This is a genomic window from Soonwooa purpurea (genome assembly GCF_053891095.1).
The window spans coordinates 54,061-80,539 of sequence record NZ_JBSSMA010000015.1 but is presented as its reverse complement, the minus strand read 5'-3'; the positions used below and the strand labels follow the sequence as shown (position 1 = coordinate 80,539).

Here is a 26,479-nt window from a genome sequence, read left to right as displayed (position 1 = left end):
GAAATCTTCCTGTATTTGATCCGCTCTCTATACCATACAATTACAAATACAATGGTATGGAGCTGCAAGAAAGTGGTATGTACGACTACGGTGCAAGATTCTATATGCCGGATATTGGACGATGGGGACAGCACGATCCTTTAAGTGAAATTACTCACGATCCCTTTGGATATGTATACAATAATCCAATAAGATATAATGATCCCACAGGTATGGAGGGTGAAGAAACTTCATCGAGTAGTGGAGGTGAAACAAATGCCAACGGAGGTTGTTGTCCAGATGGTGATAAAAGAGAGGGTGCAAGTTTTGATGGAAAGCCTTATGATGGCGGAATTAAAAGTTATACAATTAACGCTGATAAAACAACATCTACAGAAATAGATGAAGTAAATATAAAAAATAATAATCAAAAATCTTCCTCTCCAGTCAGAGATTTTGTTTTTGGAGGTGGTGGTAAATTTAATTCTACTATTTCTAGTACTTTATCATCTATTTGGAATAGTTCTTTATCAAGAGCTATTATTCCTGATAGAATGGGACTAACAATGAATGCCACTGGGGAAGCTGTTTTTTCAACAGGTATACAAGGAGGAATTGAATTAATTTTAAGAGGAAGAGATGCAGGTATATACATAGATCCTGGAAATACCATGAGCGGAGGTATTACTGCTGGATTAGGTGGGTCGGGTGGAATTAGTCTTTTTGCAAGTCGCTTCTCTGGCAAAGTAGAAGATATAACACTAAGTTCAGTAGTAGGAATGGAGGCTTATGGATCTGGTACCCTAGCACTTGGAGGAGGAGTTACAGGAAGTTATTCAGTCTCTTTTGATCCTAACCCGAATAATGGGCCTGTTTTAGGCAGGTGGCATACTACTTCTGGGGGAATAGTTGCTGGAGCAAGGGGTTCGTTAGGAGTTGGTGTGTCTATTTCTAATACAAGAATAGGTATAGGCTTTGATGGAAAATCCCGAATAGCTGATTATTCAGGTTTAATTACAGGAAAAGGATCATACTAATATGGCACTTAACAAAAGAAATATTATTTTAATTTTATTATTAGCATTTTTGATGTTGATTTTTGCTTACATATGGAATCAAAATAATGATTCAGTTTTTTTTCGGACAGAGTTGTCAGGTATAATAGAAGAAATAAAATCTAATGGAAGATTTGAAAATTCTAAGGTTGCAAAATATAAAAATGAAAAAGATTTTAATTATTTATTTTGGTTTTATACTCCTAACTCTGATGACTTAAAAGTCGGAGATTCTATTTTCAAATCCAAAAATTCTTATGACTATGAAATTTATAGATTAGATAAAAATGACCACTATGAATTTTATAAAATACTAAAAAGAAATCCTTAATAATATTTTCTATATGGAATTAAACAAGAGAAATATATTTATCATTTTGATAGGAGTAGCTCTATTGCTAATCTACTTTTTTGTGAAGCAAAATACTTTACAGAAAGATTCTTATCAATCGGAAATTAAAGGAATAGTAGAAGGTAAAAGACATATTGGAAGAGGGGAAGCTTACATTCAACTTAAATTTAAAGGATCAGACAGGTTTGACGATTTATCTGTTCTTTATGTAGGTACAGATAATCAAAATGATGTTGTAATTGGAGATTCAATATACAAACCTCATAATTCTTACAACTATCAAGTTTTTAGATTAAATAAAAATGACCACTACGAATTTTATAAAATATTAAAATATGAGTCTCAATAATATATGCTGGACTCCCTCCCTTGACAAGATGTCAGAGAAAAAACGTCTGTAAAATAGAAAAGTCCTCCTAGAAGTCAATACACTCATGAAGCCTATAGTTATGTCTGGAACAACCCAATTAACTATTGGGATCCAACAGGTATGGAAGGTGAAGAAGCTAATGTACGAGGACTAGAAGGTCCTGGTAAAGGTAAAGAAGGTATCACAGGTACTGCCAATAAACCAAAGGAAATTGAAGGGGTAACAATTACAAACATAAAGCCTTTAAAGCAACAAAATCCTGCTACTTTTAATATTTTGCCTGGTAGTGAGGGGGCATATATAAATTTACCTACATATAAATTACCTCCTCTTCCTATTAATATTTGTGGGCATTGTAATGATGGACCTGTAAAAATGATAGGAGGTCCTGGTGATTGGACTGGTTTTTTTGAAATTCTTGGCATGTTGCTTTCTAATGAGGAGTCTAATTTAAAATATGTAGCAATTCCTTTGCTAGTTGTTAAAGGAAAAGAAGATAAAGCCTTGAAAATTCTTGCAGCTGAGAAAGGGGTTTTTACAGCAACGAAAGAAGGAGTAATTCTTCCGAAAGGATTAAATATTCCGAAGGAATATATTCAAAGCCCTTATAGAAGTTCATCATATGGAAAAATGGAAAATGGAAAATTTAAAGAATATTTAAGGGTGGATCCTGCTACTCCTACTGGTATGAAAGGTCCTGAACGAAGCCATTTTCATATTGATGGAACGAAAGAGCATATCTTTGATATATCTCGCTGGCCAAATAAATAAATAATCTATGGAAGAAAATAAATATAATTTACATGATGTTGTGATTAAAAATATCAATATTAATAGGAGGGAACCTGGCATTATCGATTCTTTAGAGTTTACAATAGAAGGCAATAATCTTACAATGATGTCTTTTAGTGAGGTTTATTGGTGCAAATTAGAAATGAATTTTGGAATCATTGCTGATGAAAGTATTTTGGAAATGAGCATACTTGATAAGAGTGATAGTGAGTTTATTGATTTTCTTAATAAATGGAAAGGCTATATAAATGTTGAAGATTTTTTATTGTACAAAATCGAACTAAACTCTAGTGGAAGTATAATTAAAATAATTTCAAAGTTAGCACCAGTCTTTATGTAATAATAATCCTATAAGATTTATAGATCCTGATGGTCGAGAAGCTGAGGAAGCAGGAAGCAGCGATGCTTCTGTAGGAGATGGGGATGATTGGGTGAGAGACAATACTACACAGGATCTTCGATGGAAACCCAGTGCTAAAAATCAGGAAACTTCTCCTGCAGGAACTACTTACGTAGGAGAAACGCATTAGGAGGGAGGGTTATCATATGCTGCAGATGGCAATGTATATGATGATTCTGCTGCCGGAAAAGGGCAACAGACTTTTGCCGAAAAGAATATAGAGGAAGTAACAATAATCGTTAATAAAAGTGGTTTTTTTTGGAGTGCAAATGCTAATTTTGCATTTGTAGGTGGATTTGGAGTTTCATTTGGACAAGTTACGGATAGCAAAAACAAAACAAATTGTTTTTTTTCCTTTAATGGTAATCTAGGCATGAGTGCAGGAATAAGTTTGGAATCGGGTATTGTTAAACCTACAGATTCTCGTCATAGGTTTGTAAATTATGATTTTGTTGGAAAAGGACGTTCCATCTCTGGAGGAGAGGGATCTGTTAGTGGAACTTATGGCGGGAATTTTAATAGAAATTACAAAGGTTACGAGATTATAGATCAATTTAATCCAGAAAACTTTGGTAGAAATTCTAGTGATAATAGAGCTGGTTATACAACAGAGAGTTTAGGTGTTGGTCGCAGTCTCAAAGGTGGGATTCCTGTTATGTGGACAGCTTCTCAAACATGGGTATTTGGAAAATAATTTTAATATGATAGAGCAAGATTCTGATAAAAAAATAATAAAATTTATAATCTATTTTTTTGTAACAAGCTTTCTATTACTAATTGTTTATTTAGCTGCTATTTCAAATTTATCAACAAAAAATGCAATATTATCAATCAATAGAACTACAAAAGTTGTAGACATTTATCATAATATTCATGAACATAATTTTTTATTTGTCAAATATTCTGACGGATATAATGGATTATTAGAATATCCATATATAATAGGGGATTCAATTTCTAAAAAGAAAGGGGATTCGATAGAATATATTTTTAGAGGAGATAGTATTTTGAAGAATAATCTGCTAGAAAGAGCTAGAAAGGATGGGCTTTTGAAATAAGAATGATGAGTTTATCACAGACTACATGTTAAGAGCAAAAATGTATGTAAAATATAAAAGCTCTCCGAGAAGTCAATACACTCATGAAGCCTATAGTTATGTCTGGAACAACCCAATTAACTATTGGGATCCAACAGGTATGGAGGGTGAAGAAGCTAATGTAGGAGGACAAGAAGGTCATGGTAAAGATAAAGAAGGTATCACAGGCACTGCCAATAAACCAAAAGAACTTGAAGGGGTTGTTGTTACTGCCTATAAAGCAATAAAAAATGTTGCTTCAGCAGGTATAGCTTATACAATAACAACTTCTGAAGCGACTCTAGTCGCATTGACATCTATTATGAATTCAATTTTTAATTCAATAGGATCGGGAGTAGTCACTCTTGGCAGATGGTCACTATGGGCACTTCCCTTGATGCTGAATGGCGATATGCAGAAACCGGATAATGCCTATCCTCCTTTGCCTGCTCCTAATATGAAGACTGAGGATGCAGCACAAGAAGAGACAGATACAAACGGTGTAAATGTTCCTGATGAACAAAATGATGGTGGGAAAAACGCACAACATAAAAACCAGAAAGCTAAAGAAAGTGCACAAGGCAATATGAGAAAGCTAATGCGGAGTATAACCGTTTAAAAAGTAAACCAAACAAAACTCCACAAGATAAGAAAGATTTAAAAAAAGCTGAAAATCAAAAAAATCATTGGAAAAAGAAAGCCGATGAAACGGGAGAAATGCTTTTAGGTAAAGCGTTCCAAATTCCGGAAAACGAACGCGGAATTATCTTCGGAATCCTCGCTTGGTTTTTAGAAGATGAGTTGGTTGCAGAAAAAATGAACATTGACCTCAGTAAAGGAATCCTTTTAAGTGCGCCTATTGGTTGTGGAAAAACTACACTTTTCAAACTAATGCAGAATTTCCCGACTAAAAGAAAAGGCTTTGGAATTATTTCCACACGACGGATAGTTTCAGAATTTATGCAGTCCGGCTACGAAGTTTTAGAAAAATATTCACGCGGGAATTTCAGTCACGATATCAGAACTCCAAAAACCTATTGCTTTGACGACCTCGGAACTGAAACCACTTCCAAATACTTCGGCAATGACTGCAACGTGATGGCAGAAATACTTTTAACACGTTATGATTTATTCAAAGAAAAAGGCATTATTACCCACATCACCACCAATCTCTCTGCCACCGAAATTGAATCCCAATATGGCAATCGCCTTCGATCTCGTATGCGTGAAATGTTCAATTTGTTTGGATATGAAGAAAGTTCGGGGGATAAGAGGAGGTAAGATGTATTTATTATATTATAGGAAAAAGTTATTTTTTAAATATCTTTGAATAACTTATTTGGAAATATGAGCACCCTAAATTCAATTAACAACACATATACAAGTTATCAGGATATTATTTCATTTTATGAGGATAATAAAGATGAGGTTTTTGATGATATCCACCTTAGGTTAACATTTTTTTTTGCGGCAAATATGAGTGCTGCTTTAGGTGCAATATTGGATTTGTTTATTTTAAATCTTAATGATGTTCAATTTGATTATATTTCTCCTAAAATAGAAGAAATTTTACTGAAAAATGATTTTCTTACTTATTTTGGAAAAGAAAGAATCTGTGATAACAATCATACGACAATTAAATATCAAAAGTTAAAACCTTCCGACGGAAAATATTTTAAAAAATATGTAATTGAAGAACTGATTGGGAGAACCGAACTTCCAAACATGTCCGATCCTTTGAAGGAAAAAATAGTTGAAGCTATTTATGAAATCTTTGTAAATGCCCAAATCCACAGCGAAACGAAATTTATTTATACTTGTGGACAGTTTTTTCCAAATAAAAATAGAATTGAATTTACAATTGTGGATACTGGAATTGGTTTTAAGGAAAAAGTGAACAATAGATTTAATTCTAATCTGGAAGCTTATCAGGCGATAGAATGGGCGGTAAGGGATAAAAATACGACTAAGCAAGGCATAACAGGTGGTATAGGCTTGGCTGTTTTGAAGGAATTTATAGAAAAAAATAAGGGAAAAATGCAAATTGTAAGTGGAGATGGATTTTATCAATTTGATAGTATGGGAATTGAAACAAGAATATTTAATGGGTCATTTCCAGGAACAATTGTAAATTTGCAATTCTGCACGGATGATTTTAATAATTATTCTTTGGTAGAAGAAATAGATATAAACGATATATTTTAAAAAATGGAAAGTACAACAATTAGTATAGTAAACACAATTGGAGATGTCTATGGCGTAGAAGCAGAAGATGGTCAAAAAGTGTTTGATCTGGTCAAAAAAGCATTTGACAATGGTCACAAAGTTATTTTGTCTTTCTTGAATATAGAAATGCTTACAACTGCTTTTCTTAATACTGCAGTTGGACAGTTGTATAAAGATTATCCAGAAGATGTAATAAAAAAATATATATCAGTGGACGATATTTCCGATTCTGGCAAAGTGTCTCTTAAGCGTGTGGTAGATACAGCTAAGATTTATTATAAAGACCCTGATGCGTTGGAAAGAAGTATTAATGACATTTTAGAAGATTAATAGTTATGGCTAATTATAGATTACAAGATGCTGCTCAGCTTCAAGGTCGAAATGTTTTTGTAGATGCCAATGTATTGATTTATCTTTTTTGGCCAACAGGAAGGCATTATTTTGAGCAAAACTATGCAAGAGTTTTTAGAACTTTATTAAAACAGGGAAATTCTTTGTATGTAGATTTTCTTGTTATTTCAGAAGTTATTAACAGGGTGTTAAGAATTGAACATTCTAAATTAAATCCGAGTGCGAGTTTTAAAGTGTTTCGGGATAGTCAGGAAGGTAAAGATGCCTTAGATGATATTCATACCATCATAAAGGGGAATGTTTTGAATCGTTTCAATATTGAGGGCAAAATATTTAATAATCAGGAGCTTGAAAGTTTGATGACGATAAATGATTTGGATTTTGTTGATAAAGCAACAGTATCTTTATGTACGGAAAAATCTTTGGTTCTTCTTACGAATGATGGGGACTTTAAAAATTCTGGTTTGGATATTCTTACAGGAAATTCTTACATATTGAATTAAATATTTTCTTATTGCACGCATTTTTCAATATAAGTCCCTTTTTGGGATTTTTTTTGTTAATAGTATCAGGATGATTCTTAAAATTTGATTATTTTTATAGAGTTTAAACATATTTTATTATGTGATTACGGAAAACCGTAAATTATATCTGAAACAATAATTTAATTTTGTTAGATTTCATTTATTGAAATCTAAATTTTTAAGAAAACTATGATAAACTTTGAAAACTCAGAACAGCAAATTGTAACTGTAAAGGCAAGAGCTGATAAGGCAATCAATTCTCTCAAAGGCATTTTATTAGGAATTATTTCTGATGATAAAATAGACTCTTATGAGATGAAGGAACTGCAGTTGTGGGCAAGAGAACACCACTATTTAGTGAACAGAAATCCTTTTAGGGAATTTATGTCATTAATTGATAATACGGTGTCGAATGGTATTCCACCAAAGGAGGCTATAGAAGACCTTTATTGGCTTTGCCAAAAATATGAACATGACAGTATCTATTACAATGGGATCACATCTGATTTACAACAGCTTCAGGGAATTTTTCACGGAATCTTATCTGATGGAGAACTCAATGATACGGAGATTTTAAAACTTCACGAATGGCTTTCAGAGAATGAACACCTGAATTCCTATTATCCTTATGATGAAATACGAAGTCTTGTCCTTTCTGTGGTTTCTGATAAGAAAATTGATGAAGACGAAAGATTAATACTGATGGCGTTTATCAAGCAATTCGTTGACCTTAGCAATAATGATGTGAAAGCATCAATTGATAAAGCAACGGCAGATATAAATATTTCTGGAATATGTGCAGTTGATCCTGAGATTATTTTTGAAAATAAAACCTTCTGTGTCACAGGAATTCTCAGCAGAGGAACCAGAACTGAACTTCAGAATGCCATTAAAGATAAAGGAGGTATTCCTGTAAATTCTATTTCAAAAAAAACAGATTATTTGATTATTGGCGATACCAGTAATGCTTGCTGGAGCTACGCCTGCTATGGTAGAAAAGTAGAAAAAGCATTGGACTTGAGAAAGTCAGGACATACCATTGTTTTGGTTCATGAATTTGATGTGTTTGACGCCATATAAACGTAGGAGAATATGACTTTTTTTATCATTCTGGTAATTTTATTTTTTATTATTGCCATAAGCAAAAACCAAAAGAAAACCCCTAAAAATAAAGAGACTTTTGAGAATACAAGTTCTAATCCCATAAAACTACAACCTCAAAAAACTTATGGTGAAAAAAGAAACGATATCTTCCCATCCCAACCTAAAAATCAGATAAATTCTGTGGAATCTAAAATGAAGGATGACTCAATTATTGATGTCTCTGATTTGATGAGTACTTTGATAAGCAATATTAAAATTACATCAGAGTATCCATCTTCGTCTTCGTCATCATCTTATTCTTCTGTTCCTTATTGGCCGCATCAATACGTCTATTCTTATGATGAAATTAACCATGCAACAAAAGAGCAGCGAAATTTTTATTACAAGTTTAGAACGGAATTTTTAAAGGGGAATGTTTTGTCTCTTAATGGAAATACAAACTATGCATTTATTCTACTTTTTGATTTATTAAACGATTTTGAAGTTCATAAGGATTATAAAAAAATCGAAGATCAATTGGAAATGTTAGGAAATACTTTTCCTCGAACAAAATCATATGGTGTATCATTTCTGCTAAAGAAGCTTGAAGAATATAATATGGATGACGAAGCTGAAAATTTCAGAGAAAAAAATCATCAATATGATTATGATTACTGGAAGCTTGGCAAAAAATATAAGAAAAAGCTTAATCTTTCAATTGAACAAGAAGAAATCCTAAATAGAATTTGGCTCCAAGCTAATGTTTTTAATAATGCTGAATTTTGTAAAACTGAAATCCTAAAACAGTTTTTAAGAGCCGTGGAATTTCTTCAAAGTAATTATGTTTCTAGTGATAATTCATTTGTTAACCTGATGGATGAATTGTCTGATTTGATTGTGAGAAAATATTACCGATATAGAAAAGGCAGCCAAAACTATAAATATACTTTTGATTCGGTAAAAGGTGAAATTTATGGACATATTTTGAAATTAAGTGAAAACAATGTAAGAGAGGTTTATTCAAATAAGAGGAAGCTGACAGCAGAGTTTAATTATAATTCACCTGAAATTTTTACATCATACTATGAAAAAGTGATTTCAAAATTAGATGTGTTCTTAATTGATGACCAAAAGAATATTGTTTCTCCTGATACTGAAACCGAAAAATTATTGAACGAAAGCAATACCACCCGTTGGAAATCTAAATTTGAAACAATAACACAAACTTATACGAATACAGCCGATTTTGAAAATCAAATTATCAGACTTGCCGAGGAAAACATAAAAAATCCTTCCGTAGAAAATGTTTTTTTTGAAGCTTCTAAGTTTATGGCGAAACTGGACAAGCCAAGTTCTCTTAAGCTTTATGTTTATTACATAGATTCCGATTTGAAATCGTCAAAGTTTGATAACAAGCAGATGAATAAGACCATTCAGAAAAGTCTTTTTAAAACTGATGAGCAATTGAGAGATTTTGAAGAAATTTTAAATAATTTTATTAAAGACAGGCAACTTGAAAATGCTTTGAACAGAATATCTTCTGTATATGAGCCAAAGCGAAAAAAAATTGTCATCGATAGAAATTCGATACAAGAAGTTCAAAAACAGCATTCAGGAACGGTCAATCTTCTGAATGAATATCTTCAAGACGAATTGGATGATGAAGTAAAAACATCTGATTCCATAGAAGAAAATGAAACCGAAGAAGTTCATATTCATATAACCAGCGATGATAATACAGAATCAGCTACATCAAGATTTAATTCAGATTTACACCTCTCAGACCTTCAGAAAGAGGTACTAGAAATCTTTGAAAAAAACAGTTTCAGCGTTCCACAGAATGAATTGGAAGAAGTATTGAAAAGCAAAAACCAAATGATGAGTTCGGTGATTGATTCAATAAATGAATCCTGTTATGAAACACTGGATGATGTATTGATTGAAGAAGAAGATGACTATTTTACCATATTCCCAGATTATTACAAAAAACTATTAAACAATGATTGATAATATTAAACCAAAAGAAGCTACCTCTATTATTAACTCTCTTGTAGGAGGAGTTGTTCCGAAAATTGGAGTGCAGCATATTACAGTAGGGAGAACAGAAGAGATAGAAGCCTTTATTACTGCACTGAATGATGTAAAGAACGGACACAGTATTGCAAAATTCTGGATTGGAGATTTTGGAAGCGGTAAATCATTTATGCTTCATTTGCTTAATACAGTAGCACTAAAACAAAAATTTGTGGTTGCAAATGCAGACTTTACTCCGGATAACCGCCTTTATGCTAATGATGGAAAAAGTGTCTTATTATATTCGGCAATTATGGATAATATTTCTATCCAGACTAAGCCGGAAGGAGGTGCTTTGCAGACATTATTAGAAAAATGGATAGAACAGGTTATTTCAAAAACTGCGCAGGAAAACAATATTTCATTGGTTGATATTCGAAATGAAGAATATCTTGGGATAATTAAAAATAATATAATGAAAACCATTAACGAGATCACAGAAGTAGGTGGTTTTGACTTTGGTTCAGTTATCGTTAAATATTACGAAGGCTATATCAAAAATGATGAACTTTTAAGAAGGAATGCATTAAAGTGGCTGAAAGGAGAATATAAAACAAAGACCGAAGCAAGGCAGGATTTGGGTGTGCGGGAGATTATCAATGACCAGAATTTTTATGATATGCTCAAAAATTTCTGCAAACTGTTTGTAAGTATGGGATATAGCGGATTTATGATAAATCTTGACGAAGCTATCAACCTTTACAAAATTTCTACCTCCGTAATGCGTGAGAAAAACTATGAAAAAATTCTTACGATTTACAATGACTGTTTCCAGGGAAAGGTATCTAATCTATTCATCAATTTTGCCGGTACAAAAGAATTTCTTGAAAACGAAAGAAGAGGTTTGTTTAGTTACCAGGCATTAAAATCCAGATTGCAGACCAATAAATTTGAAACCTTGGAAATACGTGATTTTGCACAGCCTGTCATCAAACTTACGCCTTTGGACCATAACGAAATATTTGTTCTTTTGAAAAAATTGAAATTAATCTTCGATTTCAATTATAAAACTGAAATCAGTATTTCTGATGAAGAGATTTCTGCTTTTATGGAAGAAATGTTTAATAAACCTGGAGCTTCAGAGTTCCTGACACCTAGAGAAGTTATTCGTGATTTCTTGAATATTCTTAATATCATACGACAAAATCCAAATGTAGATAAAAAGCAATTGTTTGGAGATATTGAAATCGAAGACGAGCGTCCAAATGACTTGAATATTCTGGATAGTATTGAAGAATTATGACGGCGTTCAATCTACTTTCTGAACCTATCAGGAAATACATCAGAGACAAAGGCTGGGAAAGTTTGCGACCAATTCAGGAAGCTGCAATTCAAAGAATTTTAAGCACAGAGAATAATTATGTGTTAATTTCCAGAACAGCTTCTGGAAAAACAGAAGCTGCTTTTCTACCCATTTTATCAAGAACAGATTGTATAGAAGAGGGTGTTAAAGTGCTTTACATTTCCCCATTGATTGCTTTGATTAATGACCAATTCCGGCGTGTTGAAGAATTGTGTGAATATTTGGACATCAGTGTAACCAAATGGCATGGTGAGGCGAGCAAAAGTCAGAAAGATAAACTGCTGAAAAATCCGAACGGAATCGTTCTAATTACACCGGAATCTTTAGAAGCAATGTTTGTGAATAAACCCTATAACGTAAAACATTTGTTTGCGTCATTAGAATATGTAGTAATTGACGAAATTCACTCTTTTTTAGGTTCAGACAGAGGAATTCAATTACAATCTATTCTATCGCGGTTACAAAAAATAAATAAAACCAGATTCAAAACGATTGCACTTTCTGCAACCGTTAGTGATTCTAATCAATATTTAGAACTGAAAAGTTTTCTGGGAGACATCGAGAACACTAAAATTATACGAGATACAAATCCCAAACCTATCAATGCAGTCTTTAGATATTTTGAAGGCAGCGGTGCAGAATTGCCTCTTGAATTATTAAAAGATTTATATATCCAGACAAGAAATAGCAAATCATTGATTTTCCCAAATGCCAGGGGAAGAGTTGAGGAAGTCGCTGTAAAACTGAGAAAAATTTCTGATAAAGTCGGAGGACATCAGAATTACTTTTCCCATCATTCTTCAGTAGATAAAGAAGTGCGGGAATATGTAGAATTCTTTGCAAAGAATAACAAATATGAAAATTTCAGTATTGCCTGTACTTCTACATTGGAATTGGGAATTGATATTGGAAGTGTGGACCAGGTTGTTCAGATTGATGCCACACACAGTATTGCTTCTCTAATCCAAAGAGTCGGAAGGAGCGGACGAAGAGATGACAGAGCAAGTAATTTGTTTTTATATGCGACTAATCGTTGGACATTATTACAATCAGTTGCTTGTTGGCTTTTATATGATGAAAAATATATTGAGCCGGTTTCTTTGAATGAAAAACCTTATGATATTTTACTTCACCAGATGCTTTCCATCGTAAAAGGCAGTTCCGGAATGTCAAAAGAAAATTTGCTCAGTGAATTACATCATAATTGTGCTTTCAAAAATATATCAGAAACTGAAATCGAAGAAATCATTGCATTCTTGGTTAAAAAAGACCTTCTTGAACAACTTGGTAAAGAATTAATTTTAGGAATTGAAGGAGAGAACGTTGTTAATAACAGAGAGTTTTACAGTGTTTTTCAAACCGAAAATTTATTCAAAGTATCTCATAAAGGAAATAAGGTAGGAGAAATTCCACTAACCCTACAGATTAGAGAGGATGAGAATATTTACTTATCTGCAAGAATCTGGAAAATCATAGTAATTGATTTAAAATCGAAGAAAATTGAAGTAGCACCTGCGAAAGATGGTAAGAAACCAATATTTGAAGGCAATGGTGCCAATATTGCAGACAAAATCAGAGATAAAATGCTGGAAGTACTGGTTTCTAAAAAAGAATATGATTTTCTTGATGAACCAAGTCAGAATGTTATATTCGAAATGCAAAAAGAATTTTCAGTTTTTGATTTTTCAGATATTACCAAAGAAAGGCCTTTGCTTTCAACCAACAAAAATCTTATATTTTACTCTTTTACAGGTTCAAAAGTAAACAGAACGCTTAGACTTATTTTTGATACTTTAGGGGTTCGGAATATCTACTCTGACTTAGATTCTTCTTTTGAAATAAAAACTCCTCTGGAAGAGTTTATCCCAAAACTGAAAAATCTACAAAATTCTATCATAGATTTTGACTTGATCTTGTCAAATCTTTTGGAAGACAAACCTGATATTTTGGATTTCTCAAAATTCGGTAAGTTTTTGCCGCTAAAATTTCAAATTGAAATACTAAAATCTTCCTATTATGATTTTCATAATTGTAAAGAGTTTATTAATCACATAAATCTCATAATTAATATTCCAAAATAAACACCGCCTTCCCCCAGCAAATAACATAATCGAAATTATACTCATACACAGCCGCTACGGGGGTTGCTTCCACATCGTTACTGCAACTGCCAACAAGGTATGCCTATAATTTTAGATTATGTTAAATGCTTCCCTAGCAACGGGCAGAGCCCTTTTGTGCCTACGCTTTGCCAACGCTTTTCTCCCAACCCACCCATTTTATAGGATGCACAAAAAAGATGCAGATAGAGTAGTCCTTTGCCAATCGTTACAGTAGCTTCTTGCGAGAAACTATTTTATAGAAAATAAAAAAATAGTTCACGCAATCAGCCACTTTCACTCACGCGCATAGCAGTATTCCTTCAATCCTCCAGGAGCTTATGCCAACGCTTTGTTTCAATCCCAATTCAAAAATACGCTAGTTTCATAGGCAAATAGTTTCAGTGTATTTTTTCATCGGCCTTTACAATATCCAACAAAGCTCCTTCCGTCAATTAGTCATACAGCTATCTTTTCCAACGCTCATCATATTTAGTTCTTGTATCTAGATGCTCGGTTCTTGAATCTTTTCTCAAGCATCTTTTTTGTGCGAGCTTATCTACCCATTTTTACCAGAGATTCCCAAAGCTAAATCCAAGCTTCTCCAGTTCCTTCACAATAGGTATATGCAAGCATATCCCTACCAATATGTCACCGCATGCAGGAGTATATCGCCAAAGCAAATTTCAACTGCCATATACACCTGCCTTTTCCATTGCTCACCGTTCTTTGCCAAGCATCTTCCCACACCTTTTAATTATCGTTTACCCTAGAATATTAGTTTTTTTAGCATAATCATAAGAAGAAATGGAAGCCGAACTTCGGCCAAAAAATAAAAAAAGAAGGCAAAGATAGGGGGCTTCCTAATCCAGCCGCTATATTGTGTAAAGGTCAAGCCCTACGGGTTTTTGCAAAAAGATTTTTGCATCTAAAATATATGCAAAAACTTTTAGCAAAAAACCTTGACACAATGCCACGCCCCCTTACAAGAGGGCTTTCTTTTTTTCTTTTTTTTTCGGTTTTTTTCTTCGTTTTCTTTTGAAAAATTTTCGGCGCAGCATAAAATTTTAAATCTCAAGCCATGACAAATTTTAAAGTACGTACGTACAATTCTGAAAAAGAAACGCCCGAAAACGCAATTTTTATCCTTTCAAGAGGACACAACGCAGGAAAACCATTGTTTGAGCCTTGTCCGAACTGTTTTATCCTGTACTGCAACGACCAAGAAGAACGCGAAAACCTGTACTGGACATTTTTTACACTTTGGAAAAACGGCTTTTTTCATCCTTATTTATGCGGAAGTGTGATTGAAATGCTTCGTTTGTTTGAACTTAAGAAAATTATACAAAATTTCATCATTCCTAGTCTTAAGAAGATGGAGCAGAACGCCAAAATCCTTTCCGACATCAAAGCCGTTTATCAGTTAGAACAAAAGTTTACTGAGCAACTCAAGCAGCTTTCCGAACTTCGTTCTGTTCTAGTGCGAAAGTATTATTTTGAAATCTAATAAGATTTAAGAATTCAGTATTTAAAACAAAATATAGCCTCTCAAAATTCTGAGAGGCTATTTTGTTCTTAGTCACCACAACTTTTAGAACTTGTTTTTTAATAATTTAATAAGAAATTTCAGTAATAATGTCATCAAAAAACTGGAAGCACCTCCTAATCCTGCGAGTAAAATGGTTTTGATCAGGTCTTCGGTTTGTATATTGACAAATATCGTTAGTAGAGTACCAAATGCTGTACTTAGTTTAGTTGAATTATCTAAATAATTCATAGATAATTGATGTTAATTTCTAGGAATGAATTTTAATCATCCCTATAAACTGCCGTTTGACTGATTGCTGATGCGATTCCTCCAGCAACCGCAATATATCCAGCTATTGTTATTACAATTGCTGGCAGCGAAACGGGAGCTGTTGCAATAACACTTCCTACAGCTGTAAGCACTAAACCTAAATTTCTTATTGTTTTAAAGAATTTTGGAGTAGGCTCCTGCATTCTTTCCATTACTTTTTTCATGTCGTTGATTTTTTAATTGTTAGATTAATTACAAAGCCTTTTTCTAGATATGGAAAAAGTATATTTTTCAATCGATCAAAGGCAATCCGTGAAAGGATTCCTTTTCCTTCTCCAGTCAGCTCCGAAACTGGAGCAATGCAACCATTTAATTCCTTCAAAGCATTATTGGCAGGATGAAAGAGAATTAAATCTCTGTTTTTTACATTCAGGACTTCTAAATGCCATTTGAATTTTGGACTAAAACGCTTTTTAACTCGATATAAACCTTCTGGAATGCATGAAATTCTTCTTTGGTTATTTTTCCAAGCTAATTCAATCGTCTTGCAGATCTCTTTGTCCTCAAAGTATAAAGTCCCATTAGTGCCTGATACATGATATTGACGTTCTAAAACTAATTTCATAATTAGAGCATTAAACAACTACATCAATGATCTTTAAAGCATTAAAAGCTCCGTTTTTTAACGAATATTTTTCACCATTCACTTCTTGAAAGAACTCAATGCCTAAAGCTAAAAATAGAGGGTGTGTCGACAATTCGGGTAGCTCAAGAGGAATGTCAATTGCAGCAGTTAAGGTATTGTCCCAAGGTAAAATGATACTTTCTCCAATGGGAGCAACATAAACTTCCGCTTCGAAATCAATATCCATTGCAGCTGCAGTCAATTTAAAATGAGTTGTACCCCCAGGAGCGGCAATCATTTTCGCTGGAACGAACGGATCAAAATTTACACCTGCTTCACCTGTAGGTCGATCCAATGTTTTATTCCACGGAGCATAAACCGTGTTCCCTAATTTTCCATTAGCATTGAAATCGAAATTCATTAGAAGTTCCGCTTCACCATCAATAACATTTCTGAGTCCTCTAGGATTAACAGCATCCAGTTTGATAACTTCGACCATCTTTTTTGTCAAGCGACTTACCATTCGACTATCATTGATGTTCTGAAGTAATTGACGAATAGAATTTCGTAGAACTTTTCCAGCTTTACCTGCACGCCCAAACTCTGCATTGTTTTCTCGCGTTCTTTGGAAAGCGGGATCATTGCGGATTCTTTCTGCAGATACGCCTCCTTTTTCTCGGGCTAAATAGCCTTCCTTAGACTTGTAAAATGTGATACCTCCAATAGTACCATCAAGTTTTACAATACTTTTTTGTCTTGCCATTGTAATAAGATTTAAGATTAATACACATTTAATTACACTTCAATCTTTGGCTGTTGCAACATGATTTAGATTGATTTGAAGACAAATGTTGCATTATATAAAGGAAATTCAAAGAGAAGACTATACCGTATGTCCAAATGTGAATACTTTGTCCATAACAATATCAAATGATCACTCTCAAAAAGATATAACTTGCATATAGTTAAGTTATTAATACGTCTTATCCCATTTAAGTTTAACCTATGAAATCGGTATTGACAAATTATTGTACAAACAAACACCTAAGAAGAGTGCGATAACATATGACACTAAAAAAAACATCTACATATGAAAAAGGATCTGACTAGAATATGCATATATGCTAAAGACATCCAGCGGATAACAGGGAAGAGTTACCGACAAAGCACACGGCTAGTCCATAAAATAAAAGCAGAGCTGAATAAACAACCCAATGAATACCTAACAATCGAAGAGTTTTGCGCTTATACTGGTATCAAATATGAGCAATTAGCCCATCTTATCATTGGATAGCCTTGATATATTAATAATGAAATGCAATATTTTGTTATGATACTGTGTGAGTTATATAAACCTATTCAAAAAAATAGAGTAGTAAATTTGCAGATTGTTAAGAAATCTTTATCTTTACATCAATAAAAAATGACATTCTTTATATCAATTTGTTAATGACCTATTCAGTGACCTAACAATTGAAGGAACAGTATAAAGCCTATGGATAGGATGTTTGTCAAAAAAGTACAAGTCCCGTCCGGATCGCAAAAAGTTTTCAATCACTTTTCAAAAGATTGATCCGGTAGTTCAGCTGGTTAGAATGCCGCCCTGTCACGGCGGAGGTCGCGGGTTCGAGTCCCGTCCGGATCGCAAAAAGTTTTCAATCACTTTTCAAAAGATTGATCCGGTAGTTCAGCTGGTTAGAATGCCGCCCTGTCACGGCGGAGGTCGCGGGTTCGAGTCCCGTCCGGATCGCAACTACAATAACAAAATAGTACAAAATGCTGTAAAACGTATGTTTTACAGCATTTTTGTTTTATACAGGTAACAAAAAGCATCAGGATTTCACAAGATGCCAGTGAGCTAGACAATGACCTATGTTGGATCAAGCATAAAAGTTGGGGACTAAGCAAAAAGTTTGAATAATCGGAATAAAAAAAAAGAAATGGCATTCGAAATTTCGAGAGATGATACAATAGATAAAGGGGCAATAAAAATTTTGATGGATATATAAATATGCATCAATTTGATTAGGTAATTTTAGGCGTAATTCTTATGATATCAAAAATGCTTATATAGTACAAAGTTAGTTGTAGGGAGTAGTCTCAAAGAGGGTTTCCAGTAATGTATTCAACTTCTAAAGCATGGGTGCAATAATGAAAAAAGAGAAAATAGTGTTAATATTTATTGTGTTAGTTACTTCTATTTGTGTAATATTATCTTTTCTATATAAAATATTAAAATCAGATGAAATAACTAAAAAAAGAATACTTTCAATGCATAGACATACTAAAGTGCTGCAAATTTATAATGATTCTTCTAATCATAATTTTACCACCGTTTTATATGCTACAGGTGAACGCAAAACTTTATATTTTGATTTGAAAGTTGGAGATTCTATTTCAAAAAATAAAAATGATTCTATAATGTATATTTTTAGGAATGACTCTAGACTTCAAATCAACTTACTTCCTTATGGGTATAAAGCTAATTGATTTAAATAACAGATTAAGTTATATACTTAATTTATGAAATATTGACAAAACATTAGAATGATAAAATCACAAAAATTAATATTAGTAAGTGTCTTATTTTCAACATTTTTTTGATCATCTTGTCTGTTTATTATTATTTTAATCAGTATGATGAAAAAATTAAATCGAGAATTTTACAATTAGAAAAACATACGATTATTCTAAACATAGAACGGGATATCTCGCAGCACAATTTCATAATGGTAACATATAAAGACGGGCAGAATACGACCTTATACTATGATTTGAAAATTGGAGACTCTATTTCAAAAAAAAGAAATGATTCTATGTTGTATTTATAGAGAAAAGACTCTATTCTAAAAATAAATTTATTAACATATGGATATAAAGCTTTATAAAGTACGAGGTTAGCTTTAAAATAGGTTTGTTTTACATTTCAGAAGTTTAATCAGCAGCACGCTATGGGTCTAGACTCAAGTTTCAAAGGCAGTATTTCATCTTGTCTGTAGCAATGCTCAAACTTGCACATTGGTTTAACGAAGTGGAAGAATCGGGGTTTAAATCGTTTTCTATCTTAAAAAATACAATTACGCATCATTATAATGATATTCTCAACTATTTTGAAAAGAGAAGTACCAATGCGAAAATCAAAAACTTTAGAATGCAACTTCGTGGAGTGAGAGACAAAGCTTTTTTTTCTATTCCGATTATCTAAACTTTTTGCCTAGTCTCCAACTTTTGTGCTTGATCCCCATTTTTGGCTTTCTTTTGGAGCGTTAATGCATAAAAAAAACAACCTTCTAAAATAGGAGGTTGTTTGTCTAATCGTAGACAATAGTGAACAAATATCGAAACATTTAGTTAATGATCTACTTCTACTCTCAAATTTTAAGATGTAATATATTGATATTAAAATTTCATAGTAAAATAGTAAAGTTAACGTATAAGATTTCTGTCGCGACTTAAATAACTAATTTTGAAAGTATAGTTTTTTGTATATTTATTCATAAACTAAATTACTATGAGAGTCGATATCCGTTTGGAGTTTAATCATATTTATCCAGATCCTGAAAAGGAAGAACTTATTGAGTATTTGAAACGACTCTCAAAAAAATCTATTGAAAATATTATTGGTTTTTTCACTACCGATAATCTTCCGGATTATTATAATTTTTTCTCAAACCCGGAAACACAAACTACAATAAACCAACTTGTTGCCTGCTATGTTTTCAAAAAGAATATTTTAGGTAACATCACTCTTGTTTCCAGAGAAGCGGCATTATTTTTAAGTGAAGCAATTCTTTCCAATAATGAAATGCTGATTCTCAATAATACCAATGAAGAGAATCCTGATGAAGAAGAATTAGACTTGTTTAAAGCGTTCCTGATAATTAATGAAGGAATTAACAGAAATGATAATCTGACTCTTGATATAACAGAGGATAGTATTGAAAAAATTGCTGAAATATTTGTGTCTTTGAAATTTTCTACAGCCGATCTTGGTGTTTATGAAGACGTTAATTTGGAGCTGTTAAAACTTGCTTATGTTACCTCTTACAAGTTCGAACAACTAATTAATTTCCTAAAATCAAAAGAAGAATATGAATATCTGATTGAAGATTTGTGTAAATATTTTAATCAGGATAGTGTGGAAAAGTTATCGACTCATGTGGATTTTTTATTAGTGCAGATTCTACTTTTCAAAAACAATAATTCATTTAAATTAAGAGTAGAAGATGAAGACTCAAATAAGTTTTTGCAATCTCTTACCTCAAATGAAATCATTGTAGAAACTGATTTTTTAAACCTCCGCAACCATCCTTTATACAAAATAGATGAGTTTACTTATTCGATTGTCGATCCTTTCTTTGTGCTTGATAAGTTTACGAAAAGTGTTAAGTTTATTTTGAAAGATAGTTTTAACAAAAAGAATAATTTAAGTGAAAGAGACAGAACCTTTTTCAATTTTTACAATAAGGGATTTTCAGAGGAGTTTCTTATGAAAAATTTATTGGATGATATTTTTTATAGAAAATATTATATAAAGCAAAACGACGTTTCGAGTAAAGAAAAAGAACCAGATTACTATTACAGGTACAATAATGATATTTTTATTTTTGAATATAAGGACGTTTTAATTGCAAAGGAAATTAAAACATCAGGGGATATCGAGCAAATTATTGATGCTTTAAAGAAAAAATTTTTAATAAATCCAACAAATGGAAAACCAATAGGTATTGGTCAACTGATCAACCATATTAAAGCTATTTCTGAAAATGAATTTATTTTTGACGATGGGATCAATCTCGATAAGAGAAACAAAATATATCCAATTCTACTACTATCTGACAGGCTTTTAGAAATTCCCGGTATTAGTTATATTATGAATAAATGGCTTCATAATAACCTTCCCGACGTAAATAAAAATCTAATTGTAAATGATCTGGTAATAATTGATATAGATACTCTAATATTTTTTGCTGAATACCTTAAAAGAAAAGATAAGCACTTCAAACAACTTCTGGAAGATCACATAAAAAAAATGAATATGATAGCAAAAGGATATGGTAAAACAGACCTAGAAATATATCAAACTTATAATAGCAAGATCAGCAAAAAGTTAGCACCTTTTAGTAGTAGGTTTTTTAATTCAATGTTTGACGAAAAACTTTTTATTGATCGATTTTCGTATTTAATAAAAGAAAATTCTGATGCCTAAATTTGAAATATTGATTATCTGAAAATATCACCCATGGACAAGGAATACAAAACTTATAACTTACTAGATTATTTGTCTAAAACTTCTTATTTTATTAAAATAAGCGAACCAAGAAATTCTGAAAAGCCTATTGCATTTGGAACAGGTTTTTTTGTCAATTATAAAGATAATTGTTTTTTTATAACAGCGGATCATAACATACATATTGATGATCATGATTTAAATGTAAGAACCGGACAAGATAATAACGTTGAAATCTTTAATAATATAAACAATAAAGAAAATTTTGAAACGCTAGTTACTCCCATAAGCGGGTTTTATTATATGGACGCAATTGATATCACTAAACCTAATAAAAATCCAGAACTATTTGATGTTGCTTTAAGTCTTGTGGATAAATCAAAATTAACTGCCCCTTTTTTAACAGATGATAATATAATTAATGAAGATGGCGAGCAAATTACAAAACCTGGAGAAAATAAAATTCAATTTTTAGAAGAACAACTTGTAGAGCCTTATATCAATGATATTTACTTTGTTTTTGGAAAAATTAGACCAAATTTACATGGATTATTTTTACATAGAAAATTTTCATTGAAAGAAAATCTTAAGTACATTGAACCTTTTGGGGATTATTTGCTTTTTAATACTGAAACTACAATTACTGATTATGAAGATTGGGCAGGATTAAGCGGTTCTCCGGTTGTAAATCAAAGAGGAGACTGCGTTGGAGTACTATGTTCAATAAATGTTAACACAAAATCATTATGGATAAAGCCGTTTTCTAAAATTAAGATGTTAATGGATTTGGCTATATTACAAAAAAAAGGCTTTAAAAAATAGGCATATACGTATTATGAAATCTTATATCGATAAAAATGAGTTGGTTAACACAAAAAGAAGGTAAAATAAATCTTTACAATCCCAAAATTCATAAAGGGAAACAACCAGTAAGAGTATTACATTATATGAATATTTTTATATTTCAAAATACTCATCCCGTTTTTTCAAAAGAATTGAGTGATGCATTTACAAATGATGGATTCTCTAAAACAATAGATATTATTTATGGAGATGAACCGATAAGGACACCTTTTATTAGAAAAGCTGACAAAAGAATAATACTACAAGAAACATTCTTGTCATATTTATGGTCATTGATTCATAATATCTATACCCTCTACATATATAAAATTGATTATCCAAGAATAAACAAGAAAGCAGGAGCTGTTGTATACGAAATTGATAATGACGCAATTGACAAAGCTGAAGAGTTATTTCAATATGCAAAATCTCTAAAAGTTTCATTTTATAAATGGGATATTGAACATTTACCAAATCCTGAATACTATGATGCAGAAAAAAGAAATTTTATTGAACAACCGAATGTTTTTTACAGTGAAGCAATTAAGTTTATTTTAGCACATGAATATATTCACGCAATAAAACATATTAATACAGATTCACGGCAAACAGAATTAGAAATGGAAATTGAAGCTGATTATGAGGCCATTGAATTATTAAAAAAGGGAATTATTCCAAACACTGATCATTATATGATTATACAAGGAGGTATTATATTTGGAGTACTTTCACTACTATTTCTCAAACAGACGACACAATCCACTACACACCCAAATACAGAAGATAGATTAATAAATGCTATACTTCAGTTACATATTAATGAAGAAAGTATAATATGGGACATTTCATTAATTGCATTAAAACTATGGGACGAACAATTTTCCCATGATTTTAAATGGAACGAAGAAATATCATCAAAAGAACAATTCTTTAATATAGTAAAACAAATTAAAGAGAAAAATCAAGTAAAGCTACATTAATTATTTTTTTTGTTATGGCACTTTTAATTACAATTTTTTGTAAGTTAGACTTATTTTGAATTTTGTTGATTTTTTTCTTGTATACTTTTATGAAAGTTGTAATTGATTCGAATATTATTATTTCTGATTTTTGGATGGAATCAATTCCTTCCAAAATGTTACTTGAAAATTCCAAAAATAGTCAAATTGATTTATATATACCGAAGGTGGTTCTTGATGAAGTTTGCAATAAATATAATGAGAGAATAAAATCAAACTTATCCAATATATCAAGAGAAGTAAAATCATTTGAAAAATTATCTAAACAAAAAACAGCTATTTCTATTAGCAAGGAAACAGAAGATAAAATATTCGAGGATTATAAAGCTTATCTAAGCAAAACAATAAATGAAAATAATATTAAGATTTTAGAATACCCAAATACATCTCACGAGTATTTGGCAAAAAAAGCGATGCTAAAGAAAAAACCTTTTAATGAAAATGAAAAAGGTTATCGGGACAATCTTATATGGGAAAACATTAAAAGTCTTATTTCTAATGAAGATATTGAAATTCCTGCAACTCCAGAATTAATATTTATAACAAAAAATCATAAAGACTTCACAGAAAATAATAATATTCATAGTGATCTAATTGAAGATTTAGAAAATCAATCTTTAAATTCTGAATCGTTTGAAATTATTGAAACTCTATCTGAGTTTAAAGATAAGTTCTTGAATTACTATTTCATTCATTCGGAAGCATTTAAAAATAAGCTGGTCAAAAATGAGTTTTGGGATTTTACGATTACTCCTGCTGTTTTTAAATTCCTAAAAGAAAAATTTGAAGGAAACTATATTTATAATTATTATTCATTTGCTCCATTGTCAAATGATGATCCAACTGTAAGCTATATAAATGAAGAATTTGAATTATCAAAATTAGAAGTTAAAAAGATTAATTCTCAAGAATATTTGGTGGACCTGATCATGAATATAGATGTTGATATAGAATATTATGTTGATAAAAGTGATTATTGGAGTACCAATGAAACAACTTTCAGTATTATTGATTTAGATTGGAATGATCATGTTATTGCTGTTTCTGACACTGTAAATATAGCCTTTGAAGTTTCACTATTGATTGATAATGAATTAAATATTGAAACTATTGAATTGCTTAAAATAAACGATGATTACGAATAAACATCTCAATAAACCACAATGAAAATGAAACAAACAATCCTTAATCAAAGAATTGAAAAATTCAATCAAATAAATGAATCAATAAACAGAAAGGTTTATGGTTCTGATGAATTTTTAAAATTAAGTTTGATTTTAGTTGAATTTAGGTTTAATTATATTGCTCCACAATTCTTTTTAGAAAAACTCATTAAAACTGAAGAAGAATATTTTGAAACCAAAATGGCAGATATGATGTCAAAGGGAACGGTTGACCAAAATAGTATGTTCAATTCTCTCTTAGATTTAAAACTTGAGGTAAATAATTTATTAATAAACATTAAAATGTCTTTGGATAGAATTGTAAAAATACTTTCAATATTTTACAAAGGATTTGCTTCCAGTTCAACATTTGGACATATTAATGAGGAAGGGAAAACCAAAGGCTTTATGAGTTATGTTGCAAAACATCAATCTGAAGATGAATTATTTGGTTTTATTTTTGAAAATTATCATCAATGGATAAAATTGGCTGTACTTCCAAGAAATCAGATAATGCATTACGAAAATTTAATTGTCGAATTTCCAATGAATTTGCAAAATGGTGAAATGTCAATCTCTTATCGCACGACCGATAATTTCAAATTCGACATCAAAGATCTAAAGCAGTACACTGATAATTGGTACATGTTTATAGATGAGATTTTTAAAACATTAGAAAAAAACTATAGTTAAATATAGGATAGGAGATGTGGATTGAAATTTAAAAAAAGGTAATTGATTTATTAAAAATAAAAGCAATTATTTAACTTTATTCTATACTTCACCAATACATTGTAAGTTTAAATTATGTCAAAAAAATACACTGAATACTATCCTAATCAACTTGCAACAGGAAATAAACTTGAAAAGCATCTTAATAATGTTAAGAGATTTCAGGAGTTTTGCAGGGGGAAAGAAGTGCCATATTATCAAGACGAGGGTAATTGGGGAACCAAATTGGATCTTGGAGATGTCTCCGAGAAAGAAGGTGTAAAACGAGCCTATCTATTGCAGGAATTTTATATTTGGAAAGAATGGAAAGAAAAAGGACGAAACATTTTTCATTTTTCTGAAAATATAACTGAACTATTAAAACAAACTGATGTTCTTGATATTGATATCTCGCTTATTAAATTGCCCTATTCAAACTTTTATATTGATTTATCATCTGCAAAAATTCCTTTTGAAGAAAATAGTTCTGAAATAATTGAAGGAGCATTTATCCGAGATGAATATCACGATGGAGATGATTATGAAAGAGCAATAAATATTGATTTTGTCAGTAAAGAATATATTGAAAAATATTGGACCATTAATAAGGACTTATGCTGGGATACCGAAAGAGGATTCCATTCAATTTTGCTTTTTCTTGATAGGAAAGACAATCTAAGAACTGTTCAAGATGCAGTAAATTTTGATAAAAGCGGGTTTGTAGGTAGTTCAATTTTCGATGACAGAGATGAAAATACCAAAGATGGCTTATATAGTATTCACAAGCAATTTGTAGATAGAACTATTAATTTTATCATTAATTGTCTCCTTTATTTAACTACAAAGGAAGTTGATATTGATGAAAAATATCCGATTGATTTACCCATTTATTTAAAAACTAAATTAGAAAAAGCAAATACAAAACGGAAAAAAGAAGTTGTATATTCAGAAATCTCACAGAATGGATTTACTAAAATCAAATATGTTGGATATAAATTAAAAACTAATAAATCTATTAATAGTTCTGGTGGAGAAGTTGCTCCTCATTGGCGAAGAGGACATTGGCGAAACCAAAAATTTGGAGAAAATTTGAGTGATGCAAAATTGATTTGGATAATGCCTACAATTGTTAGTAAAGAAAGAGGAAGACCTCAAAAAGGACATATCTATAACTTTAAGTAAAAATTAGCTAGATTTTGCAATTAAAGTTACAAACGATTAAAAACAATGTTCTATTTTTAAATTAAAAATATTTCTAGTATTACAAGAAATTAGCAACATTATAGATGATACTACGCTATTATCTTAAATGGAAAGCAGAAGAGTTTTTAATGATTTATGGTAATACTTAGTGTATAACTCAATGAAGAAAGTTGAAATTGTAATCACCTAAGAAAGGATTAAAAG

Annotated in this window: 29 protein-coding genes and 2 tRNA genes; 27 read left to right on the top strand and 4 right to left on the bottom strand. The window is 31.5% G+C overall.

All coding sequences use genetic code 11. The features are described 5' to 3' along the window. The 5 genes from ACVFVN_RS12745 to ACVFVN_RS12725 all read left to right on the top strand — a co-directional run. Window positions 1-1,016: RHS repeat-associated core domain-containing protein (locus ACVFVN_RS12745; protein WP_456235563.1), on the top strand; the 1,016-nt coding region annotated here is incomplete at its 5' end. Window position 1,017: 1 nt separating this feature from the next. Continuing rightward, window positions 1,018-1,365, top strand: a complete 348-nt coding sequence (locus ACVFVN_RS12740; protein WP_456235562.1) for a hypothetical protein — start codon at window positions 1,018-1,020, stop codon at window positions 1,363-1,365. 13 nt (window positions 1,366-1,378) lie between these two features. Next, on the top strand, window positions 1,379-1,735 hold the full coding sequence (locus ACVFVN_RS12735; RefSeq protein ID WP_456235561.1) for a hypothetical protein: 357 nt from the start codon (window positions 1,379-1,381) through the stop codon (window positions 1,733-1,735). A 141-nt stretch (window positions 1,736-1,876) separates the two neighbouring features. Further along, window positions 1,877-2,527 carry a hypothetical protein gene (locus ACVFVN_RS12730; RefSeq protein ID WP_456235560.1) on the top strand — a complete coding sequence of 217 codons (651 nt, stop codon included), beginning with the start codon at window positions 1,877-1,879 and terminating at the stop codon, window positions 2,525-2,527. Window positions 2,528-2,534: 7 nt separating this feature from the next. After that, the gene (locus ACVFVN_RS12725) at window positions 2,535-2,888 is read left to right on the top strand and encodes a hypothetical protein (protein ID WP_456235559.1); all 354 of its coding nucleotides are present in this window, start codon (window positions 2,535-2,537) and stop codon (window positions 2,886-2,888) included. A gap of 186 nt (window positions 2,889-3,074) precedes the next feature. On the opposite strand, the gene ACVFVN_RS12720 is transcribed toward ACVFVN_RS12725, so the two are convergent. Next, window positions 3,075-3,323: a hypothetical protein gene (locus ACVFVN_RS12720; protein WP_456235558.1), complete on the bottom strand. Its 249-nt coding sequence runs from the start codon at window positions 3,321-3,323 to the stop codon at window positions 3,075-3,077. Between ACVFVN_RS12720 and ACVFVN_RS12715 the strand changes: the two genes are divergently transcribed. The 12 genes from ACVFVN_RS12715 to ACVFVN_RS12660 all read left to right on the top strand — a co-directional run bounded on the left by ACVFVN_RS12715 (window position 3,322) and on the right by ACVFVN_RS12660 (window position 15,190). Beyond that, the gene (locus ACVFVN_RS12715) at window positions 3,322-3,642 is read left to right on the top strand and encodes a hypothetical protein (protein WP_456235557.1); all 321 of its coding nucleotides are present in this window, start codon (window positions 3,322-3,324) and stop codon (window positions 3,640-3,642) included. The genes ACVFVN_RS12720 and ACVFVN_RS12715 overlap by 2 nt on opposite strands. 7 nt (window positions 3,643-3,649) lie before the next feature. Beyond that, window positions 3,650-4,006, top strand: coding sequence for a hypothetical protein (locus ACVFVN_RS12710; RefSeq protein ID WP_456235556.1), 357 nt, complete (start codon window positions 3,650-3,652; stop codon window positions 4,004-4,006). A 25-nt stretch (window positions 4,007-4,031) separates the two neighbouring features. Continuing rightward, a complete protein-coding gene (locus ACVFVN_RS12705) occupies window positions 4,032-4,643 on the top strand; it encodes a hypothetical protein (RefSeq protein WP_456235555.1) in 612 nt (203 codons plus the stop codon). Window positions 4,644-4,741: 98 nt separating this feature from the next. Beyond that, a complete protein-coding gene (locus ACVFVN_RS12700) occupies window positions 4,742-5,305 on the top strand; it encodes an ATPase (RefSeq protein WP_456235554.1) in 564 nt (187 codons plus the stop codon). A gap of 66 nt (window positions 5,306-5,371) precedes the next feature. Continuing rightward, on the top strand, window positions 5,372-6,229 hold the full coding sequence (locus tag ACVFVN_RS12695) for an ATP-binding protein (protein WP_456235553.1): 858 nt from the start codon (window positions 5,372-5,374) through the stop codon (window positions 6,227-6,229). A 3-nt stretch (window positions 6,230-6,232) separates the two neighbouring features. Next, window positions 6,233-6,580, top strand: coding sequence for an STAS-like domain-containing protein (locus ACVFVN_RS12690; RefSeq protein ID WP_456235552.1), 348 nt, complete (start codon window positions 6,233-6,235; stop codon window positions 6,578-6,580). 5 nt (window positions 6,581-6,585) lie between these two features. Then, window positions 6,586-7,104, top strand: coding sequence for a type II toxin-antitoxin system VapC family toxin (locus ACVFVN_RS12685; RefSeq protein WP_456235551.1), 519 nt, complete (start codon window positions 6,586-6,588; stop codon window positions 7,102-7,104). Between the two features lie 210 nt (window positions 7,105-7,314). Further along, window positions 7,315-8,205, top strand: coding sequence for a BRCT domain-containing protein (locus tag ACVFVN_RS12680; protein WP_456235550.1), 891 nt, complete (start codon window positions 7,315-7,317; stop codon window positions 8,203-8,205). Window positions 8,206-8,217: 12 nt separating this feature from the next. Continuing rightward, entirely contained in the window at window positions 8,218-10,215 is a 1,998-nt protein-coding gene (locus tag ACVFVN_RS12675; protein ID WP_456235549.1) for a tellurite resistance TerB C-terminal domain-containing protein, read from the top strand. Further along, on the top strand, window positions 10,208-11,524 hold the full coding sequence (locus ACVFVN_RS12670) for an ATP-binding protein (protein ID WP_456235548.1): 1,317 nt from the start codon (window positions 10,208-10,210) through the stop codon (window positions 11,522-11,524). Before ACVFVN_RS12675 ends, ACVFVN_RS12670 begins: the two co-directional genes overlap by 8 nt. Then, the gene (locus ACVFVN_RS12665; protein WP_456235547.1) at window positions 11,521-13,665 is read left to right on the top strand and encodes a DEAD/DEAH box helicase; all 2,145 of its coding nucleotides are present in this window, start codon (window positions 11,521-11,523) and stop codon (window positions 13,663-13,665) included. Before ACVFVN_RS12670 ends, ACVFVN_RS12665 begins: the two co-directional genes overlap by 4 nt. Window positions 13,666-14,764: 1,099 nt before the next feature. Continuing rightward, the gene (locus ACVFVN_RS12660; protein WP_456235546.1) at window positions 14,765-15,190 is read left to right on the top strand and encodes a DUF6943 family protein; all 426 of its coding nucleotides are present in this window, start codon (window positions 14,765-14,767) and stop codon (window positions 15,188-15,190) included. 302 nt (window positions 15,191-15,492) lie between these two features. Here the strand turns inward: ACVFVN_RS12660 and ACVFVN_RS12655 are convergent, their stop codons facing one another. The 3 genes from ACVFVN_RS12655 to ACVFVN_RS12645 are packed head-to-tail and all read right to left on the bottom strand — an operon-like array spanning window position 15,493 to window position 16,869. After that, on the bottom strand, window positions 15,493-15,705 hold the full coding sequence (locus tag ACVFVN_RS12655; protein ID WP_079666149.1) for a hypothetical protein: 213 nt from the start codon (window positions 15,703-15,705) through the stop codon (window positions 15,493-15,495). Further along, complete coding sequence (locus ACVFVN_RS12650; RefSeq protein WP_456235545.1) at window positions 15,702-16,106, bottom strand: DUF5675 family protein; 405 nt, start codon at window positions 16,104-16,106, stop codon at window positions 15,702-15,704. Before ACVFVN_RS12650 ends, ACVFVN_RS12655 begins: the two co-directional genes overlap by 4 nt. Before the next feature lie 10 nt (window positions 16,107-16,116). After that, window positions 16,117-16,869, bottom strand: a complete 753-nt coding sequence (locus ACVFVN_RS12645) for a hypothetical protein (RefSeq protein ID WP_456235544.1) — start codon at window positions 16,867-16,869, stop codon at window positions 16,117-16,119. An 808-nt stretch (window positions 16,870-17,677) separates the two neighbouring features. On the opposite strand from ACVFVN_RS12645, the gene ACVFVN_RS12640 reads away from it, so the two are divergent. From ACVFVN_RS12640 to ACVFVN_RS12595, 10 genes are all read left to right on the top strand, one after another. Further along, window positions 17,678-17,751, top strand: a tRNA-Asp gene (locus tag ACVFVN_RS12640). 31 nt (window positions 17,752-17,782) lie between these two features. Continuing rightward, window positions 17,783-17,856: transfer RNA gene (locus tag ACVFVN_RS12635), tRNA-Asp, on the top strand. A 389-nt stretch (window positions 17,857-18,245) separates the two neighbouring features. Next, window positions 18,246-18,596: a hypothetical protein gene (locus tag ACVFVN_RS12630; protein ID WP_456235543.1), complete on the top strand. Its 351-nt coding sequence runs from the start codon at window positions 18,246-18,248 to the stop codon at window positions 18,594-18,596. 499 nt (window positions 18,597-19,095) lie between these two features. Continuing rightward, window positions 19,096-19,311, top strand: coding sequence for a transposase (locus tag ACVFVN_RS12625; RefSeq protein ID WP_456235542.1), 216 nt, complete (start codon window positions 19,096-19,098; stop codon window positions 19,309-19,311). A gap of 306 nt (window positions 19,312-19,617) precedes the next feature. After that, window positions 19,618-21,315, top strand: a complete 1,698-nt coding sequence (locus ACVFVN_RS12620) for a hypothetical protein (protein WP_456235541.1) — start codon at window positions 19,618-19,620, stop codon at window positions 21,313-21,315. A 33-nt stretch (window positions 21,316-21,348) separates the two neighbouring features. Beyond that, window positions 21,349-22,158, top strand: coding sequence for a hypothetical protein (locus ACVFVN_RS12615; protein ID WP_456235540.1), 810 nt, complete (start codon window positions 21,349-21,351; stop codon window positions 22,156-22,158). A 35-nt stretch (window positions 22,159-22,193) separates the two neighbouring features. After that, window positions 22,194-23,159, top strand: a complete 966-nt coding sequence (locus ACVFVN_RS12610) for a hypothetical protein (RefSeq protein WP_456235539.1) — start codon at window positions 22,194-22,196, stop codon at window positions 23,157-23,159. Window positions 23,160-23,248: 89 nt separating this feature from the next. Continuing rightward, window positions 23,249-24,343: a PIN domain-containing protein gene (locus tag ACVFVN_RS12605; RefSeq protein WP_456235538.1), complete on the top strand. Its 1,095-nt coding sequence runs from the start codon at window positions 23,249-23,251 to the stop codon at window positions 24,341-24,343. A gap of 24 nt (window positions 24,344-24,367) precedes the next feature. Then, window positions 24,368-25,054 carry a hypothetical protein gene (locus ACVFVN_RS12600; protein WP_456235537.1) on the top strand — a complete coding sequence of 229 codons (687 nt, stop codon included), beginning with the start codon at window positions 24,368-24,370 and terminating at the stop codon, window positions 25,052-25,054. A gap of 114 nt (window positions 25,055-25,168) precedes the next feature. Continuing rightward, window positions 25,169-26,254: a hypothetical protein gene (locus tag ACVFVN_RS12595; protein ID WP_456235536.1), complete on the top strand. Its 1,086-nt coding sequence runs from the start codon at window positions 25,169-25,171 to the stop codon at window positions 26,252-26,254. Window positions 26,255-26,479 lie beyond the last annotated feature (225 nt).